Here is a 17,383-nt window from a genome sequence, read left to right on the forward strand (position 1 = left end):
CTCTATGCCGTTTATTATAAAAAATTGAACGCAACAAAAAAAGCAGATGCGGCTCAGCCAACCGATCAAGAGTTCATCTGGAACGATGCCATCTGGCGTGTTGTCAATACAAAAGAGATGGGGAAAAATCGTTTAGTTATCAAGTTTTCAGCTTTGACGGAAGATGAAGTGACAGGCTTAGGTTTTAATGTTGAAACCGCCGGTTATTATGTCGAACACAGCGAAGATAATGCGTTACGGATCAACTATCAGCTTCAAACAAGTAAAATTGCTTTTGATGGTGAAAAATACTTCTTTGACGGACCTGATGATGATGGCTATAGCCGTTCACGTGTGAAAGCAATCATTGATGCCTATTATAATCAAAAACTAACGAATTATACTGCTGCGGTGCAGCCTGTGGCTCTCAACACACCAACATGGAAAACTTACACAGGTCCAGGATTCGAAGGTAATGCATATGAGAATCATAACGAAGATGGTGATGTAGATGTGTATTTTGACTGGGATTTCAGTACTATTGATGAAGAAGACTACGGCAAATTTTATCAAGATGCACGCTTTGAAACAACAGTGGGTAGTGGGAAGAAGCAAGCTTTTGCCTTGAACTATGGAGATATCCACGGGGCTATTGGTGTGCCAAAAACTCTAAGTGATCATTATGTCACACTCTTAGATTTCAGTGGTACAAATTTAAATTCTTTTTGGCTTCGATCACCAGGTAGTAATACTAGTGCAGCAGGAAATGTCCTTGACGGCGATATCCGCAATGATTATCTTACCTACACCTACTCCACAGATGTATACGAAACTCTTTCTGTCCGTCCCGCTCTATATCTGTCAGTTGATTAAGTAAAACTGAGCGGATTGAGACAAAGGACTACTAGAGAATTAAAAAATTTAGTGGCAAGTGCTGTGATAGGCACTTGCTTCATAGACTAGCGTGATTGCTTGAGATAAGTAGAGAGTAACTTCACTGATAAAAGGCTTACCTAGTTGTGAATGATTCCTGTTAAAATAGACATGGCTAGAAACACCATCTGTCTGTTTTAGCTAGGCGTTTTTCTAATGAGGTTGATTGACTTATTTTGCAATAGAACTCTAGGCTTAAGCAGCAAGTTAGAGGATATGACAAAATAAGCATCTAGATGTTTTGCAAAGTAAGTATAATATGATAAAATAGTAATGAGTCGTCAAAACAAACAAGAGTTTGGAAACGAAAATCTTAATTGTCAAAAAGTTTCACAATCCATACGAAAGGAAACAAGCTATGCAGCGCAAAGGAAAGCATGAGTTACCAGTGACAAAAAAGATAACTTTGAAACGATCTGGTCGTCCGGCATTGTTTGCGACAACAGTTGTTTCAGTCTTAGGGCTACTGATTACCTTAAGTGGGACATATGGCTATCATGACCAGACCCAACATAAAACAAACGAGTTCAAAACGACTGAAATTGACCGAGAGGTGTTCCTGATCGGTGAAACTGAGGATAAAACGCCAAAAAACTGGCAGGTGAATCAGACCTTGAAACGCGAGATTCGCGTTAAAAATGCGGTGGAAAATCCCATCCCTGCAACCACTCAGTTTGAGCCACTCTATATCCGTTTAAACCTAGATGAGTTTTTAGAGTTTGCGACACAAGCCAAGCAGTACTCAGACAAACGGTACTTACAAGATAACTCAAACAAACTGATACATTTTAAAACTGAAAAAGAGGCGCTTGATTTTGTCACGGGAAAAGCCTTGCAAGACGAAGTGACGCCAGAACAAATCAAGACTGAGGCGGATGTCAACGCACAGGGTGCTGATTTTTCTGGCTATTGGTATTTGGCGGTGAATGCCACGCAACCTACAGGTTGGCACAGTGAACGTCTCGTCTTAAGTACACAAACATCTGCGCCGACTTCGCTCATCCCAGGTGTCGCCAACGCCAAACAAGATGCCGTTGATAAACACCATGAGGTAAGTCATGGTGAGGATGCTTATACCACACACCTTTTTGAAAGTGACTTGACCCCTTTGGGCATCAGTCAAGCGTTTGAAACTTATGTGATGCTCGGTTTTTCTAAGGATGTGATTTCCTTAGCCCAGTGGGTCACTGACTACGATGCCAAACCAGTTAAAAAGTGGATTGTCGATACAGGCAACACCAACGGCTGGGTTTACTGGGGGGAAATCCTACCAGTCAGAGCGACCACTGCCAACCTTCTTGAAACGACCACCTTGAAATATAAACCCCAAGGTCAGCTCCTCTACTATGCCATTCATGCAGATTTAGATGCCATCAATCAAGCAGAGCTAAACAAATCAAGCACTTGGAACGACTTACCAGCACAACTGCGACAAGCTTGGCAAGCACAGAAATAATCAGGGAAGACATCACAGAAAGCCTTTGAGCGGACACCGTTCGCGAATGATGCGATTGGACGAAGCGTAAGCGTAGGTCAAGTTTCTGTGATTATCTTTCAGGGAATAAAATCACAGAAAGGATAAGAAAATAGTCATGTCAAAAGTCCTTAAAGAAATGGTTGATATCCTCTTGATTATCGTGATTGTCTTTTCGCTTGGTTTAGTCGCCTTATCCTTAACAAAGAAAGATAATACCGTTACAAAAGTCGCAGGCTTCTCTGTTTTTATGGTCAAAACAGGGAGTATGGCTACTGTGGAGCCGATTGGCTCTGTCGTGATTGCACGTGCTTTACCGATAGAGGCAATCAAACAGGGAGATGACTTAGTTTTTTATAAAAATGAGAAAACCCGTGTCACCCACAGAGTGGTTGCGATTGGAAAAGATAAGGAAGGGAAAACGATTTTGACAACCAAGGGTGTCAATAATCCCAAAGTAGACGAAGAACCAGTCTACGCTGACAATATCATCGGAAAAGTGAGATTAGTCATCCCAAATCTAGGTTATTTAGGGGCTACACTTCAAAGCCAACCGATTTATTTAATTATCGTATTTGCGGTCGCAATACTTTTACATTTTATACGAGAATTAGCAGTTAAAACGCCAGAAGGAAAGGAAGTCACAGGATGAAGAAGCGTCATCTTATTTGGGTCATAACAAGTCTGACATGCTTTTTCCTACTGGGTTTAGGTGCTGTTTTTGCATGGCAAAATGCGACGCAACATAAGACCTTTGAGTCTGAAACGAAAGATAGCCAGTCGAGCGTGACCTTACGGAAATATGCGCTAGACGAAAAAGGGGAGAAAACGCAGACACTTCTGCCAGATGTTACCTTTAGACTTTTTAAAGAAAATCCTGCTCAGCCCGACAAGCCGACACAAATCGGTTTAGACTATCACACTGATCAAAATGGTGAGATTTTTCTGGATAATTTGACCGTAGGCAAGTATTATTTTGAAGAAGTGAGACCGCCATTTGACTATGATTTTTTGGCAGATGAAAATGGTAAAAAAATCACACGATTTCCTTTTGAAATCAAAGGGAGTGAAGGCGAACATATCTATCTTGATGTCTACAATGCCCTGTTGACAGCAGATTTGACAATTCAAAAACAAGTTTTACCACCAGATGGTCTTACCTTATCCGAAGCGGATAAAGCACGAGAGTTCTACTTTACCGTCAATTTCACGCAAAATGGTCAATCTGTGACGGATAGTTTTACCTATACCATAGATAATGTGAGCTATACGATTAAAAGTGGCGAGAAGTTGACCCTCAAACATGGACAACAGGCGATTTTTAAATCTTTACCGCGAACAATCCATTATGAGGTAATTGAGGACAATGCACCAGGTTATAGTTCTCAAGGCACAAATACAGTAGGTGATTTATCAGGAAAACCACAAATCGTCCACTTTACCAATTTAAAGGCAATCGGTGGCTTAAAAATCACCAAGCGTGTGACCAATGCGACGGCAGACCAAGACGGTAGAGCCTATGAATTTACCATTAAATTTAGTGATGGCAAGCAGTACCACCCTTATATCGGAGATAAACAAGTCAAACTGACGGATAAAGACCAGTTCTACTTAAAAGCGGATGAAACAGCTTATTTCGCTGACCTCCCAAATGGTGTTACCTATACGGTAACCGAGACACCATACGCTGATTATGTGACGGACTTTTCGACCATTCAAGGCACGATTATCACCGGTAAAATTGCAAGCCATGTCGTTACCAATAATTTTAAAGCGATATCTCCAGATGACAAAGGTGATTTAGTCATTCAAAAGCTTGTCACAGGTCAAGGCAACGCCAAAGATAGCTTCAGCTTTAAAGTCACGCTTTCGACAGACAAGTCTTATGAGCTGATAATCATGACGGGAACTCTGACACAGGTATTGAGCATCAAATCTGGTGATACGATTAAACTGACTGCGGGTGCTAGTGCGATGATTAAAGCTTTACCACTGGGGACAAGCTATCAAGTAGAGGAAGTCGACCCTGGAGATTATCACCCAGCCACACGCACTATATCAGGAACGATTTCTGATGAAAAACAAGCAGTTGTTGTGACATTTGAAAATATAGCGCCACCAAAACTTACCGTCATTAAAAAAGTGGTGGCACCCTCATCTGCGGATGCCAATAAAACATTTGAGTTTAAGCTCATCATAACAGGTCGAGCAGATCAACTCTTTACCCTACGAGGAGATGAAAGTAAGACATTCACGCTACCTTATGGTGCTAGCTATCAACTTATTGAGACAAATTATGAAAAAGATGGCTATCAACTCACGAGTTTTGAAAATGACAGTCGAGACCAAGTCACGCAAGATGTCACAGCGATTGCGACGAATACTTATTTTGGCGAAGAAGAAGTCGATATCTCAGGTGAAAAGACTTGGTCGATACCGAAAGGGATTCAACTGCCGGACAAAATCACCGTTCAGTTACTGGATGAATCTGGCACAGTTATCGAAGAAAAAGTCGTCCAAGTCAGCGCTGATGGCAAATGGTTGTATCAGTTTAAAGCACCGAAATATGATGCAACTGGTCATGAGATTAACTATCAGATACGTGAAGTCGGGATACCTCATTTTGAAAGTCAGGTTACAGGTTATGATATCCTCAATACCTATGTCAACCCAACTAGTTTGACACCAAAAGTTGAGAAGAAACTGACGGGTAACCTACCAGAAAAAAATGAAAAATTTGATTTTGTCTTGACATCTATTCATCAAAAACCGACGGAAACACAAACCGTCAGCATTTCTGGGGCGGGTGTTGCAAATTTTAAAGCCTTGAACTTTGATAAGGCTGGAGAATATGTCTATCATATCTATGAAAAGACAGGCAGTCTGACAGGCTATATTTATGATCGCACAACTTACACCTTAACGATAAAAATTGAGAAAGAAGGGCAAGCCCTAAAAGTTGTGTCAGCAGTCTACAGTCAGCCAGATGGTCAAGTCAGTGAGTGGGCTATTTTCACCAATCACTATGAGGAAGCAACACCACCATCTACAAGTCCCCCACCATCAAGCACAAGACCGCCGTCAAGTAGCACACCGCCATCGACGCCACCATCAAGTCAGCAGCCACCAGTAGAACGTTTGCCGAGAACTGATGTGCCAAGTGGTCTATTGCCAGAGACTGGGGATGCGGTAACCTTTGGCTCTATCCTATTTGGTCTCGCAGTGCTGACATTGGTTTACAGAAGATGGCTCAAATCAAGGCGGAAATAATATTAAAAAGGCTGGCAATAGCTGCCAAATCTATAGGAGGATATTTTGGTTCATGCTAAACTTGAGCGCTTTGCCGTTTGGAGTAGACGTGTTTTACGCATTGGCTTTGGCTTGAGTATCCTTGCCTATATCGGTTTGTTTATTTTACCGACAGCTTTTGAATTGCAGGTCGTGACAGCGCCGCATCAGAGTAACGCACAGAAAAAAAGTCTGTACTATTTGAAACATGTCAAACCCACAGATATCCAAGTAGGTGATACCCTTGTCTACATGGATGAAGTCGGTAATAGCCAGACAACGACTGTGACACAGGCTATTAAAGCTAATAGTATTTCAACCTTAGCCGGTCGTATTAAGTATGATCATACCGTAGGTGTACCTTGGCAAGAAATCGGGTTTTTAGGTCAGTTTCGTGATAAGAATCTGACATCTAGTGGTCGTCGTGATATGCTCATCTATGTTGCTATCATACTTTTGCTTAACTATCTATTGAGCTATTGGATTCCTAGAAAGGTGACGGATGAAGAGAAGGTCGGTAAAGAGAGTGTTGTGAAGGAGACAGTTGAGAAAACAAGTATAGCAGAAACAGTTGTATCCGCAGCACCGATTTCGGAAGCAGAATTTGTTTCGGAAGCAGAATTTGTTTCGGAAGCAGAACTTGTTTCGGAAGCAGAACTTGTTTCGGAAGCAGAACTTGTTTCGGAAGCAGAACTTGTTTCGGAAGCAGAACTTGTTTCGGAAGCAGAACTTGTTTTGGAAGCAGAATTTGTTTTGGAAGCAGAATTTGTTTCGGAAGCAGAATTTGTTTTGGAAGCAGAATCTATTTTGGATGCAGAATTTGTTTCGGAAGTAGCACCTGTTCAAGATTCAGAACCTGTTGAGGAGCTGAGTCTTGAACAAGTACTAGAATTTGTTCGTTCCTTAAAACCCGCTCAGGATTTGGCGCTTGCACAAGCGTCTGAACAGAATCAGAAACCACAGGATACACAGAAAAAAATGCGCTTTAGACGCTATCGAGGCAGGCATAAACAAAGCAGGTACGATGTTCAAAGCAAGCATAGTCACAGCAAGCAAAATAATGAGAAAGTATAATCACAAGATAGGAAAGTAGGGTATTGACTAAATCGCCAACTTTTCTAGTGTTTGAATGGCTTTTTAAAGAGGGCGAGATAAAAATAGACAAACTGTATGAAATTCGTTTTTGAAACGTTGAATTCATACAGTTTGTCTATTTTATGATTGGCTAATGATGTGAATTCTCAACTTTTGTCCAAATTTACTTGGTCTCCGTTTGAGGTGTATCAAAAATAATGAATTTTCAGAAAATTCACTTGTCATTTTCAATTTTTTTTGGTAGAATAATGCTATATCTTTTGTCAGACAACTTCACAGAAGTAAAAGATGTTTGACATTATCTGTGAGAGGATGAATGAATGGATAAATTACAAGCTAGACGGCAAACTTTGTGGGATCAGTCTTTTGAGTCTGATGCCTGCGGAATGGGCTTCATTGCCCAAATAGATGGTAAACCGACCCATGAGCTCGTTGATTATGCGATGACAATCTTAGAACGCATGAATCACCGTGGCGGGACAGGAGCAGAACCTGATACGGGCGATGGTGCCGGTGCGCTTTTTGCCATGCCACATGAATTTTTTACAAAAATTGCAACAGAAAATAGTATCACATTACCAAACTCAGGTGACTACGCCGTGGGTCAGTTTTTCTTGCCTAAAGCAGCGGACAAGAAAGCAGCGCTTTGCAAATCAATCAGCAACGAAATGCAAGCTGACGGCTATCAAATCTTAATGACACGAGATGTACCGTTTAATTTTGACAACTGTGGTCCCGGTGCGCAAGCTATCATGCCATCCTTTGTTCAGTTTATCCTATCAAAACCAACCGATAGCAAAAGTGGTCGCGATTTTGAAGATAGACTTTATCGTCTCCGTCGTAAACTTGAGAAAACATTTGCGACGTCTGAGGTGTTCATCTGCTCACTTTCAAGTAAAACAATCGTTTACAAAGGCATGCTCCATGCTTTCCAAGTCCGGACATTCTATCCTGACTTGTCAGACCCCACCTTCAAATCAACGATAGCTCTGACTCACTCACGTTTCTCAACTAACACCTTCCCGTCATGGGATCGTGCGCAGCCTTTCCGCTTCCTCGCCCACAATGGCGAAATCAACACCTTGCGTGGCGCTGAAAACTGGATGACCTCGCACAAAATCGAGATTTATAATGAAGAAAACTCCGACTCAGCCAAACTCGAAAACTGTATGGAGTATCTCTACCGCAACGGTCGTGAGATGCCTCATGCGCTTTTGATGATGATACCAGAGGCTTGGGGTAAAGAGGCTGGCTTGTCGCCAGAATTAACGTCGTTTTATGAGTATACCTCATCTTTTATGGCACCGTGGGATGGTCCAGCAGCGTTAGTCTTTACAGATGGAGATACCGTAGGTGCCCGTCTTGACCGGAATGGTTTGCGTCCAAGTCGTTATAGCATCACCAAAGATAACTTCATCGTCTGCTCATCAGAGTCTGGTGTCGTAGACTTTGAACCTAGCCGTGTTGTCGAAAAAGGCGTGCTTGGTCCGGGTAATATAATGCTCGTTGACACAGTCAACGGTAAAATCCTCCGTAATGAAGAAGTCAAAAAACATTACGCCGCGCAATTCCCTTATGAAAAATGGTTAGAGAATAACTTACTTCATATTGATGACCTGACAGAAAAAGCAGCCTTTGATGCTATCTCAGAAGATGACCGTCAAACCATGCACAAACTCTTTGGCTATACAGAAGAAGTTATCAGAACAGTAATTGTACCGATGGCAGAAAATGGTCAAGAGCCGGTCATTGCCATGGGATATGATAGTCCGCTTGCTGTGCTATCACAAAAAAATCAATCTCTCTTTACGTATTTCAAACAACAGTTTGCCCAAGTGACCAATCCACCGATTGATGCCATTCGTGAAAAAATTGTCGTCGGGACAGAAGTCTATCTGGGTCGTGATGGCGATTTGCGCGTGGATAACGATGAAAATTGTGTCAAGCTCAAACTCGATAGTCCAGTTTTAAGGACAGAAGACTTTGAAAAAATAGCTGCCCTATCTGATCAAAAACATCAGGCTCAAACGATTTCGACTTTATATGATGTGACCAAAGACACACCAAACCGTTTGGAACACGCCTTAGTCGATATGTTTAAAGTAGTCGAAGCAGCAGTTGACAAGGGTGCTAGTATCATTATCCTGAGTGATCGTGATCAAAAAGAAGGTTTCATGCCGATGCCGATCTTGCTTGCGACATCTGGTTTATACAACTACATGGTCGAAAAAGGCAAAGGCAGTCAGTTCTCGATTGTTGTGGATACAGCGGAAGTCAATGAAGTCCATCATTTTGCGACAATCGTAGGTTATGGTGCGAGTGCCATCCATCCTTACGGTGCTTATGAAACCCTGAAAGATTATAACTTGTCGGACAAGGCTGAGTCATTCCGTCAAGCAGCTGAAAAAGGCATTATCAAAGTCATGAGCCGTATGGGGATTTCGACTGTTTCAGGTTATAAAGGCGCGCAGCTTTTTGAAGCTGTCGGTCTTTCCGATGCTGTCGTTGACAAGTATTTCCGTGGCACCGTGACACGGATTAGCGGTCTGACGCTAGACCAAATCGAAGCAGAATACCTAGAACGCTATGAATTTGCTTACGGTCATCGCAGTCATGAAATCTTGCCATCAGGCGGTTCGTTCCAGTTCAAGGCAGATGGCGAACACCATATCTTTAATCCCTTGACGATTTACAACTTTCAAAAAGCGGTCCGTCAAGGCGATTATGACCTGTATAAGGCATATTCTGCTGAGCTTGATTTGGAAGCTGATGACACACCGTCAAACCTTCGTCATATTTGGGAATTGAAAGGCAATCGCACACCCGTTGCTTTGTCAGAAGTTGAACCTGTTGACAATATCGTCAAACGTTTCAAAGTAGGGGCGATGAGTTTTGGCTCGCTTTCAAAAGAAGCCCATGAAACGATTGCTGCTGCCATGAACTCGATTGGTGCGAAGTCTAACTCAGGCGAGGGGGGCGAAAATCGGGCGCGTTTCCACAAACAAGCAGACGGGACTAACCTCAACTCTAAAATCAAACAGGTTGCCTCAGGTCGTTTTGGTGTCAATGCTGAATACCTGATGAGTGCCGAAGAATTACAAATCAAATTAGCACAAGGTGCGAAACCGGGCGAAGGTGGTCAATTACCGGGTGGTAAAGCTTTTCCATGGGTTGCAGAAATCCGTGGCTCAACGCCGGGTGTGACTTTGATTTCCCCACCACCACATCATGATATTTATTCTATCGAAGATTTGGCACAATTGATTTATGACCTCAAGGCCATTAATCCTTATGCGAAAATCAACGTCAAACTTGTTTCATCAACAGGTGTTGGAACAATCGCGACAGGTTGTGTCAAAGCGGGTGCGGATAAAGTCGTGATTTCAGGTTATGATGGCGGTACAGGTGCCTCGCCACGGAATTCAGCGCGTGATGCTGGTTTGCCATGGGAGATGGGACTTGCTGAAGCGCATCAAACCTTGACGATGAATCACTTACGTCAACGGATGACCCTTGAAACCGATGGAAAATTGATGACAGGTCGTGATATCGCGGTTGCTGCTCTTTTAGGCGCTGAAGAATATTCATTTGCCTCACTTGCTTTAGTGGCTGTCGGCTGTGTTATGATGCGTGTTTGCTCATTGAATACTTGTCCAGTGGGTGTGGCAACACAAAATCCAGAGCTTCGTGCGCATTTTGCTGGCAAGCCAGAACACGTTGTCAATGGTATGGAATTCCTAGCGCAAGAACTGCGTGAAATTATGGCAGACCTTGGTTTCCGTTCAGTAGACGACATGATCGGTCATGCTGAAGTCTTGAAACCTAAGTTTATCGCCAAAGGTAAAGCTAAGTCGCTTGATTTCAGTCGCATTATCGGTACAACCATGCCGATTGAGCGTAAAGTGGTTGATCCCTTTATCGAAGAACGTCAGTGGCGAGAACTTGATGGCTTTGCCCAAGCTGCCATTGATAGCGGTACAGGTGTGACCGTTAAAGAAACGATTAATAATGTGACACGGACAGCGGGTGCTAGAATGGCTGGCTGGATTGCGGAACGTTATGGGAATTATGAACTTGAACCGGGCTTGCTGAAATATGAATACACAGGTATTGCCGGTCAATCTTTTGCATCCTTTGCAACGCAAGGAATGGAAATCACGCTGATTGGCGAAGCCAATGACTACATCGCCAAATCACTATCAGGTGGTCGTGTTATCGTGAAACCACCAGTTGATGCAGGCTTTAATGTTGAAGCCTCTCCGATTGTCGGTAATGTCTCCTTGTTTGGTGCAGTTCGTGGGGAAGCCTATTTCCGTGGTCGTGCGGGAGAGCGTTTCTGCGTCCGGAACTCAGGTGCTAAAGTCGTTGTCGAAGGTGTCGGCGAACATGGTTGTGAATACATGACGGGTGGTTTAGCCGTAATTCTTGGTAGCACCGGTCAAAACTTTGCTGCTGGTATGAGTGGTGGTGTTGCCTATGTTTACGATGCTAAAGGCGATTTTGCGGATAAAGTCAACATGGAAATGGTTGATTTATATCAAGTCGGTCAAACACGTGGCGACGAAGTCCTGAAAGAAATGGTTGAAAATCATGCGACCTATACGGACTCTGAAAAAGCAAAGGCCTTGCTTGCTGATTGGGACAATGCTGTTGATAAATTTGTCAAAGTTTATCCAAGAGAGTTCCATGAAATTAAGGAAATCGAATATCATTTGGCACAAACAGGGTTGACCGGAAGCGAACTTGAAATGGCAACATTTGAGAAAGCAATGCGGACACCTGCAGCTGAAAAGGCTGAATTAATTAAAGTAGGGGGCAAATAAGATGGCAGATCCATTTGGCTTTATGACATATAAACGTAAGGATAATACTTACCGTTCTGTTGCTGAGCGTATCTTGGACTTTGAAGAATTACAAGTCCCGCTTGGCGTTGACGAAAGACAAGAACAAGCAGCGCGTTGTATGGGGTGTGGGATACCTTTCTGTCACGCCGGTGAATTTTACGGTGGTGGTCGTGCGGTCTCAGGTTGTCCAAACGACAACTTGATTCCTGAGTGGAATGACCTTGTTTACCGTGGGGAATTTAAAAAAGCGTTTGACCGCTTATCACGAACAAATCCACTGCCAGAAATGACAGGGCGTGTCTGTCCTGCACCCTGTGAAAAAGGCTGTACAGAAAGTCTCAACGGCGACGGTGTAACGATTCACGACAATGAACGCTTTATCATTGACAATGCCTTTGAACAAGGCTGGGTCGCAGACAGTGGTCGACCAAAAGAACGGACAGATTTCAGAATTGCCGTTGTTGGCTCTGGCCCTGCTGGACTTTCGGCAGCTTGGCGGTTGAACCAACTAGGACATCACGTGACAGTATTCGAACGCTCAGATCGCTTTGGTGGCTTGCTGATGTATGGGATTCCTAACATGAAGCTTGACAAAGATATCGTCCAACGCCGAATCGACATCATGGCAGAAATTGGGATTGAATTTGTTGCCAACACTGAAATTGGTCGTGACATCTCATTTGAAGCTTTAGAAGCAGACTTTGATCGTGTGATTTTAGCGACAGGTGCCAGCGTCCCACGTGACTTACCAGTACCGGGTCGTGAACTCAATGGCGTGAAATTTGCGGTTGACTTCTTAACAGATATCACGAAAATCGTCCTTGCCAATGGCGACAAAAAAATGCGTCAATCTCTTGAAGGTAAAAATGTTGTCGTAATCGGTGGTGGTGATACAGGAAATGACTGTATCGGCACAGCAATTCGCCTCGGTGCCGCAAGTGTAACCCAACTTGAGATCACACCTCAGCTCCCCGGTCAACGGACTGATGCCAATCCATGGCCTGAATATCCAATGGTTGACCGTAAAGGTTATGGTCAGGAAGAAGCTATTGCTGCTGGTAACATCAACTTGACCCGCTATGCAACATCAACAACTGAGTTTATCGGTGCAGAACGAGGCCAATTAATCGCGATAAATACAGTTCAAGTCGGTCCAGACTTCAAGCCAGTTGCAGGCACAGAAGAAACTCTGAAAGCTGATTTAGTCCTCCTTGCCATGGGCTTCACTGGCGCGGAGCAATCTATTTTCCAAGGCTTCGGTATTAATCAAATTTTCGATGACAATACGACGGACAATGAAAAAGTCTATGTCACAGGTGACGCCAAACGTGGTCCATCATTAGTTATCTGGGGCATTCGTGAAGGCCGCAAGACAGCCGAAAAAATTGATGAAACCCTACGCGTCTTGGTGACACAATAAACATCATGAAAATGGTATCAGAATTCTGGTACTATTTTTGTCATTAGTAGCTAGAAGGAGTACCCTTAGTCACACGGTCGTTTCATGAATTTGATTTTTCTGAAAAATACATAAAAATCAGTGATTTAAATTTTTAATTGGTATATTTTGCAAATTATTTTCGTAAAAATATTCAAAAAAAGGACAATATTACTGAATGTATTGTTTGAATTTTCAAACAATAGCTAATCTTATATGCTATTCTTTTTAAAAACTCGATATTCTTTTAAAATATTCAGAAAAATAAATTTTAAATTGAATTTATGAAACGGCCGTGCCCTTAGTCAAACATATTTGTCAAAATCCTAAAATTCTGTTAGAATAAAGCTATTAAGTGTAAGGAAAGGTTTGTGACCGAAAATGGCAAATTATACCCCAGAAGAAGTTGAAAAAATTAAAGATAGAATCCTCTCAGCGCTTGAAAGCGTGATTGACCCTGAATTAGGGGTTGATATTATCAACCTTGGTCTAGTTTACGCCATCGAGTTTGAAGATAGTGGTCGGACGGAAATTCAAATGACCCTGACAACAATGGGCTGTCCGCTTGCTGATCTTTTAACAGATCAAATTCACGATGCCATGAAAGAAGTCCCAGAAGTCACAGAAACAGAAGTGAAGTTGGTCTGGTATCCAGCATGGTCTGTTGATAAAATGAGCCGTTATGCACGGATTGCTTTAGGGATTCGATAAATCCAACTCATTTCATAAAATAGAAATCCTGTTTGTGTCATTGACAAGATAAACGAGAGTTTTTCGTTTTCAATAAAGTAATGAGTTAAATATTTTTACAGTTTAAAGTAAAGGTTATAGACCTCATCAGAGGTTAGCATTGAAATCAGTCTTATGGCTGATTTTTTTAGGCTCTAAAATGGTAAAATAGGAGTATGAAAAAATTTAAGCTTTTTGTGATCATAGAAATTGTATTGCTAGTGTTCTTAGGTATTTCGCTAATTAGAAATCCTTTCTTTTTGATTGTCTTAGGGATTGGTTCATTCTTAGGTTTTCTCTCTAGCCGCGCCACTTCTTGGACGACACAAAAAATCCTCCAACAAATTGCCATCGGTTTCGGTGTTGTTGCCCTGATTATGTTTGTGGCAAATGGCTATACTTGGTTAGCTCTGCTCTTTCCAGTGATTGTGGGGATTCTCTTTTGGAAGTCATCTGGCACGACTTATACATCAGTGAACAATGCTAGGTCTCGCAATTCTGAAGCAAGCAGTTTTGAACGCCGTGGTATTTTTGATAATCAATCTGAAAATGTTGTGTCTCGCTTGTCTGGTAATGATGTCATTGACTTAGGATGCACGACTTTTCAATCGTCAGGTAATGATTTAACCATAAAGAAAGCCTCAGGGAATACGAAAATTATCGTCCCTGATGATGTGGCGGTCATGCTTGATGTGACAGCACTTTCAGGTGTCGTCAAGATTTTTGATGACATTACGAAGGTAAATACAGAACACGTCAGATATATGACGGATGAATTTGGTAGCTCTGATAAACGCATCCGAATTACTGTTCATGTCGGTCGCGGTAATGTTGAAGTGGTTAAAGGATAGTCAGACAAGATGATATTAAAACCGAATATTGTCGCAAATTTCATCACATGGTTTCTCATCACCATTGGCGCCAATGTGGCGCTGCTGAGCTTGCTGCATATCAACTTACTAGATGTTAAAACGACTTGGCTTACCTTAACTGTATCCGCAGTTTTAACGCTCGTCTACACTAGTTTCTTTTTGTTGCAATATGGCGAGGAGAAATCGAGTTTGATGCAGGATGTTGATAAAATCCTAAATAATGAAAGCCCAGACCTCGAGATGTTACAGAGCCTATCCAAGCGAATGCAGGAGATGTCTTTAGAGCTGCAAAACCTCTCTGTCAAGCAAAATATTGAGCAGGCAGCGATTGTTGAGGCTGAACGCATTCGGATTTCACGCGAACTGCATGATTCAGTCAGTCAAGAATTATTTGCGGCGACCATGATTTTATCTTCTGTCGTTGATAACCCGAACCTGACAAGTAATCAAATCACGAGTCAGGCGACTTTGACACTAAAAATTTTGCATGAAGCACAAGATGAGATGCGAGCCTTGTTATTGCATTTACGCCCATCAGAATTAGCAGATAAGACCTTGACTGAAGGATTGAATGCGCTGATAGATGAACTCCAAGCGAAAATATCAGCGAAAATATCAGCTAACGTCGCTGAAATCAAAGCCGATAAAAATATCGAAAACAACATTTTTCGAATGACACAAGAACTGTTGTCAAATACCTTACGTCATGCCAAAGCGCAAAATATCCACATTTCTTTTAGTCAAATAGCTGGGACTTTGGTGCTCGTGGTCAAGGATGATGGTATTGGGTTTGACCCAACGGTCGAAAAAACGGCCAGTCAAGGCTTGAAAAATATCAAGGAGCGCACGCTATCTCTGGGTGGCACAGTTGAGCTGAATTCTGCCCCGGGGGCAGGAACTGTCGTTAAAATCGTCATCCCCAAAGTTAAATAAGTTAGGAACAAAAATGGAAAAAATAACAGTTATGCTCGTAGATGATCACCAGATGGTACGTCTGGGACTTTCAAGCTATCTCAATATGCAGGACGATTTGTCAGTCGTGGCAGAAGCCGTCAATGGCTTGGATGGTGTCCGAAAAGCCAAGCAACATCGCCCAGATGTCATCTTGATGGATTTGGTCATGGATGAAATGGATGGTATTGCGGCTTCAAAAGCCGTTCTACTTGAAAATCCAGAGGCCAAGATATTGATTTTAACAAGTTTTCTGGATGATGAGAAGATATTCCCAGCGCTTGAAGCGGGTGTCAAAGGCTATATCTTAAAAACGTCTCAGGCGCATGAAATTGCGGCATCTGTTCGCAAAATTGCTGAAGGACAAGATGTGATTTCGGATAGTGTGCGTGCTAAGATTTATGAAAAAAAACATGCTCAGCCAGAGTTATATGAAGATTTGACCGCACGTGAATCAGAGGTGCTCAAAGAGATTGCCAAAGGCTTGTCCAATCAAGAAATTGCTGATGAACTCTATATTTCACTGAAGACGGTTAAAACGCATGTGTCGAATATCCTGTCCAAGTTACAAGTAGAAGATCGGACTCAGGCAGCGATTTATGCCATTAAGCACAAAATTACCTGAAAATGATATAATATAGACATGGAAAAATTACTAGCTAGAGCAAAAGATATTAAAATTATTTTTTTTGATATTGATGATACGCTTCGTGTGAAAGAAACAGGCTTTATGCCTGAAACGATGCCACGTGTGTTTGAAACCTTGCATCAAAAAGGTATTTTGACAGGAATTGCAACAGGCCGAAATCTTTGCGGTGTGGTGCCCGAAATCAGAGCGTTGAAGCCTGACTTTATGGTCACAGCAAATGGTGCTTATGTCGTCGACAAGTTGGAACAAGCAATTTATCAGCATGCACTGCCTCCAAAAGTCGTCTCAGATCTTGTAGACTGGTTAGAGGCTGCTTCATCTGAATATGTTTTCTATGGTGCTGACCAAGTTGTTGCTTCGGGGTGGTCTGATACGATGCGAACTGCAATTGCACCTTTTTATGGTCAATTACCGCTTGATCCTGATTATCATCTGACACACGATATTTATCAGATGGAGACCATGTCAGAGCATGAAGAACAGCTTGTTTTACCCGAAAAGTTGGCTGAAAATGTCCGACTGGTGCGATGGCACGAGCATTCATCTGATATTGTTCCCATAACTAGTAGCAAGGCAGTAGGCGTTTTACGTGTTTTGGAACAATTGGGTTTAGGCGTAGAAAATGTCATGAACTTTGGTGACGAACTCAATGACGTTGAACTATTTGAGCTTGGCGGACTTTCAGTTGCTATGAAAGTTTCCCACCCGGAAATTTTGGAAATGGCAGATTACATCACTGACGCCGTTGAAAATGACGGTATAGAAAAGGCTTTGAAAGCTCTGAACATCCTATAAATGTAAAAAATAAAAAATGAGACTTTGAGCGGACGCTAGGTCGCGAATGACCCTGCTTGGCCGGAGCGCATGCGCAGGTCAAGTTTCAAGATTTCATATAGTGAAATCGCAGAAAGACTTTGAGCGGACGCTAGGTCGCGAATGACCCTGCTTGGCTGGAGCGCATGCGCAGGTCAAGTTTCAAGATTTCATGAAGTGAAATCGCAGAAAGTCTAGTGGTAATAAGTCAAGTAAGACTTGTCAATTTATTCTAGAAGATTTGAGAAATTAAGGTGCCCTAAATAAGCCTACGAAAAATAAATTTTTTCGCAAGTGCTATCAAGGACTTGTGCTCAA

General features: G+C 42.4%; 12 protein-coding genes. All 12 read left to right on the top strand.

Annotated elements, in window-relative coordinates; translation table 11 throughout:
* The coding region (locus ACYQ21_RS11315; RefSeq protein WP_460058531.1) for a hypothetical protein at positions 1–852 on the top strand (852 nt) is incomplete at its 5' end.
* Positions 853–1,270: 418 nt separating this feature from the next.
* Positions 1,271–2,368: a hypothetical protein gene (locus tag ACYQ21_RS11320; protein WP_460058532.1), complete on the top strand. Its 1,098-nt coding sequence runs from the start codon at positions 1,271–1,273 to the stop codon at positions 2,366–2,368.
* 136 nt (positions 2,369–2,504) lie between these two features.
* The gene (locus tag ACYQ21_RS11325) at positions 2,505–3,038 is read left to right on the top strand and encodes a signal peptidase I (protein ID WP_460058533.1); all 534 of its coding nucleotides are present in this window, start codon (positions 2,505–2,507) and stop codon (positions 3,036–3,038) included.
* Positions 3,035–5,656 (top strand): DUF7601 domain-containing protein, encoded by a 2,622-nt coding sequence (locus ACYQ21_RS11330; protein ID WP_460058534.1) that lies wholly within the window; start codon positions 3,035–3,037, stop codon positions 5,654–5,656. The genes ACYQ21_RS11325 and ACYQ21_RS11330 overlap by 4 nt, the downstream gene beginning before the upstream one ends.
* Positions 5,657–5,701: 45 nt before the next feature.
* Entirely contained in the window at positions 5,702–6,748 is a 1,047-nt protein-coding gene (locus tag ACYQ21_RS11335; protein WP_460058535.1) for a hypothetical protein, read from the top strand.
* A gap of 341 nt (positions 6,749–7,089) precedes the next feature.
* Positions 7,090–11,592 (top strand): glutamate synthase large subunit, encoded by a 4,503-nt coding sequence (gltB, locus tag ACYQ21_RS11340; RefSeq protein ID WP_460058536.1) that lies wholly within the window; start codon positions 7,090–7,092, stop codon positions 11,590–11,592.
* Between the two features lies 1 nt (position 11,593).
* Complete coding sequence (locus tag ACYQ21_RS11345; RefSeq protein ID WP_460058537.1) at positions 11,594–13,033, top strand: glutamate synthase subunit beta; 1,440 nt, start codon at positions 11,594–11,596, stop codon at positions 13,031–13,033.
* A 399-nt stretch (positions 13,034–13,432) separates the two neighbouring features.
* Complete coding sequence (locus ACYQ21_RS11350) at positions 13,433–13,762, top strand: metal-sulfur cluster assembly factor (RefSeq protein WP_003136980.1); 330 nt, start codon at positions 13,433–13,435, stop codon at positions 13,760–13,762.
* Between the two features lie 194 nt (positions 13,763–13,956).
* A complete protein-coding gene (gene liaF / locus ACYQ21_RS11355; RefSeq protein WP_460058538.1) occupies positions 13,957–14,631 on the top strand; it encodes a cell wall-active antibiotics response protein LiaF in 675 nt (224 codons plus the stop codon).
* 9 nt (positions 14,632–14,640) lie between these two features.
* A complete protein-coding gene (locus ACYQ21_RS11360; RefSeq protein WP_460058539.1) occupies positions 14,641–15,585 on the top strand; it encodes a sensor histidine kinase in 945 nt (314 codons plus the stop codon).
* Between the two features lie 13 nt (positions 15,586–15,598).
* Entirely contained in the window at positions 15,599–16,228 is a 630-nt protein-coding gene (locus ACYQ21_RS11365; protein ID WP_460058540.1) for a response regulator, read from the top strand.
* 18 nt (positions 16,229–16,246) lie between these two features.
* Positions 16,247–17,047: a Cof-type HAD-IIB family hydrolase gene (locus tag ACYQ21_RS11370; protein ID WP_460058541.1), complete on the top strand. Its 801-nt coding sequence runs from the start codon at positions 16,247–16,249 to the stop codon at positions 17,045–17,047.
* The last annotated feature ends 336 nt before the right edge of the window (positions 17,048–17,383 follow it).

It is taken from the genome of Pseudolactococcus yaeyamensis, from assembly GCF_054658615.1.

What these genes read in the sequence shown, in the direction of transcription:
- ACYQ21_RS11370 (WP_460058541.1), top strand. Translation starts at nt 16,247, where the DNA reads ATGGAAAAATTACTAGCTAGAGCAAAAGATATTAAAATTATTTTTTTT.
- liaF (WP_460058538.1), top strand. Translation starts at nt 13,957, where the DNA reads ATGAAAAAATTTAAGCTTTTTGTGATCATAGAAATTGTATTGCTAGTG.
- ACYQ21_RS11345 (WP_460058537.1), top strand. Translation starts at nt 11,594, where the DNA reads ATGGCAGATCCATTTGGCTTTATGACATATAAACGTAAGGATAATACT.
- ACYQ21_RS11360 (WP_460058539.1), top strand. Translation starts at nt 14,641, where the DNA reads ATGATATTAAAACCGAATATTGTCGCAAATTTCATCACATGGTTTCTC.
- gltB (WP_460058536.1), top strand. Translation starts at nt 7,090, where the DNA reads ATGGATAAATTACAAGCTAGACGGCAAACTTTGTGGGATCAGTCTTTT.
- ACYQ21_RS11350 (WP_003136980.1), top strand. Translation starts at nt 13,433, where the DNA reads ATGGCAAATTATACCCCAGAAGAAGTTGAAAAAATTAAAGATAGAATC.
- ACYQ21_RS11325 (WP_460058533.1), top strand. Translation starts at nt 2,505, where the DNA reads ATGTCAAAAGTCCTTAAAGAAATGGTTGATATCCTCTTGATTATCGTG.
- ACYQ21_RS11365 (WP_460058540.1), top strand. Translation starts at nt 15,599, where the DNA reads ATGGAAAAAATAACAGTTATGCTCGTAGATGATCACCAGATGGTACGT.
- ACYQ21_RS11330 (WP_460058534.1), top strand. Translation starts at nt 3,035, where the DNA reads ATGAAGAAGCGTCATCTTATTTGGGTCATAACAAGTCTGACATGCTTT.
- ACYQ21_RS11320 (WP_460058532.1), top strand. Translation starts at nt 1,271, where the DNA reads ATGCAGCGCAAAGGAAAGCATGAGTTACCAGTGACAAAAAAGATAACT.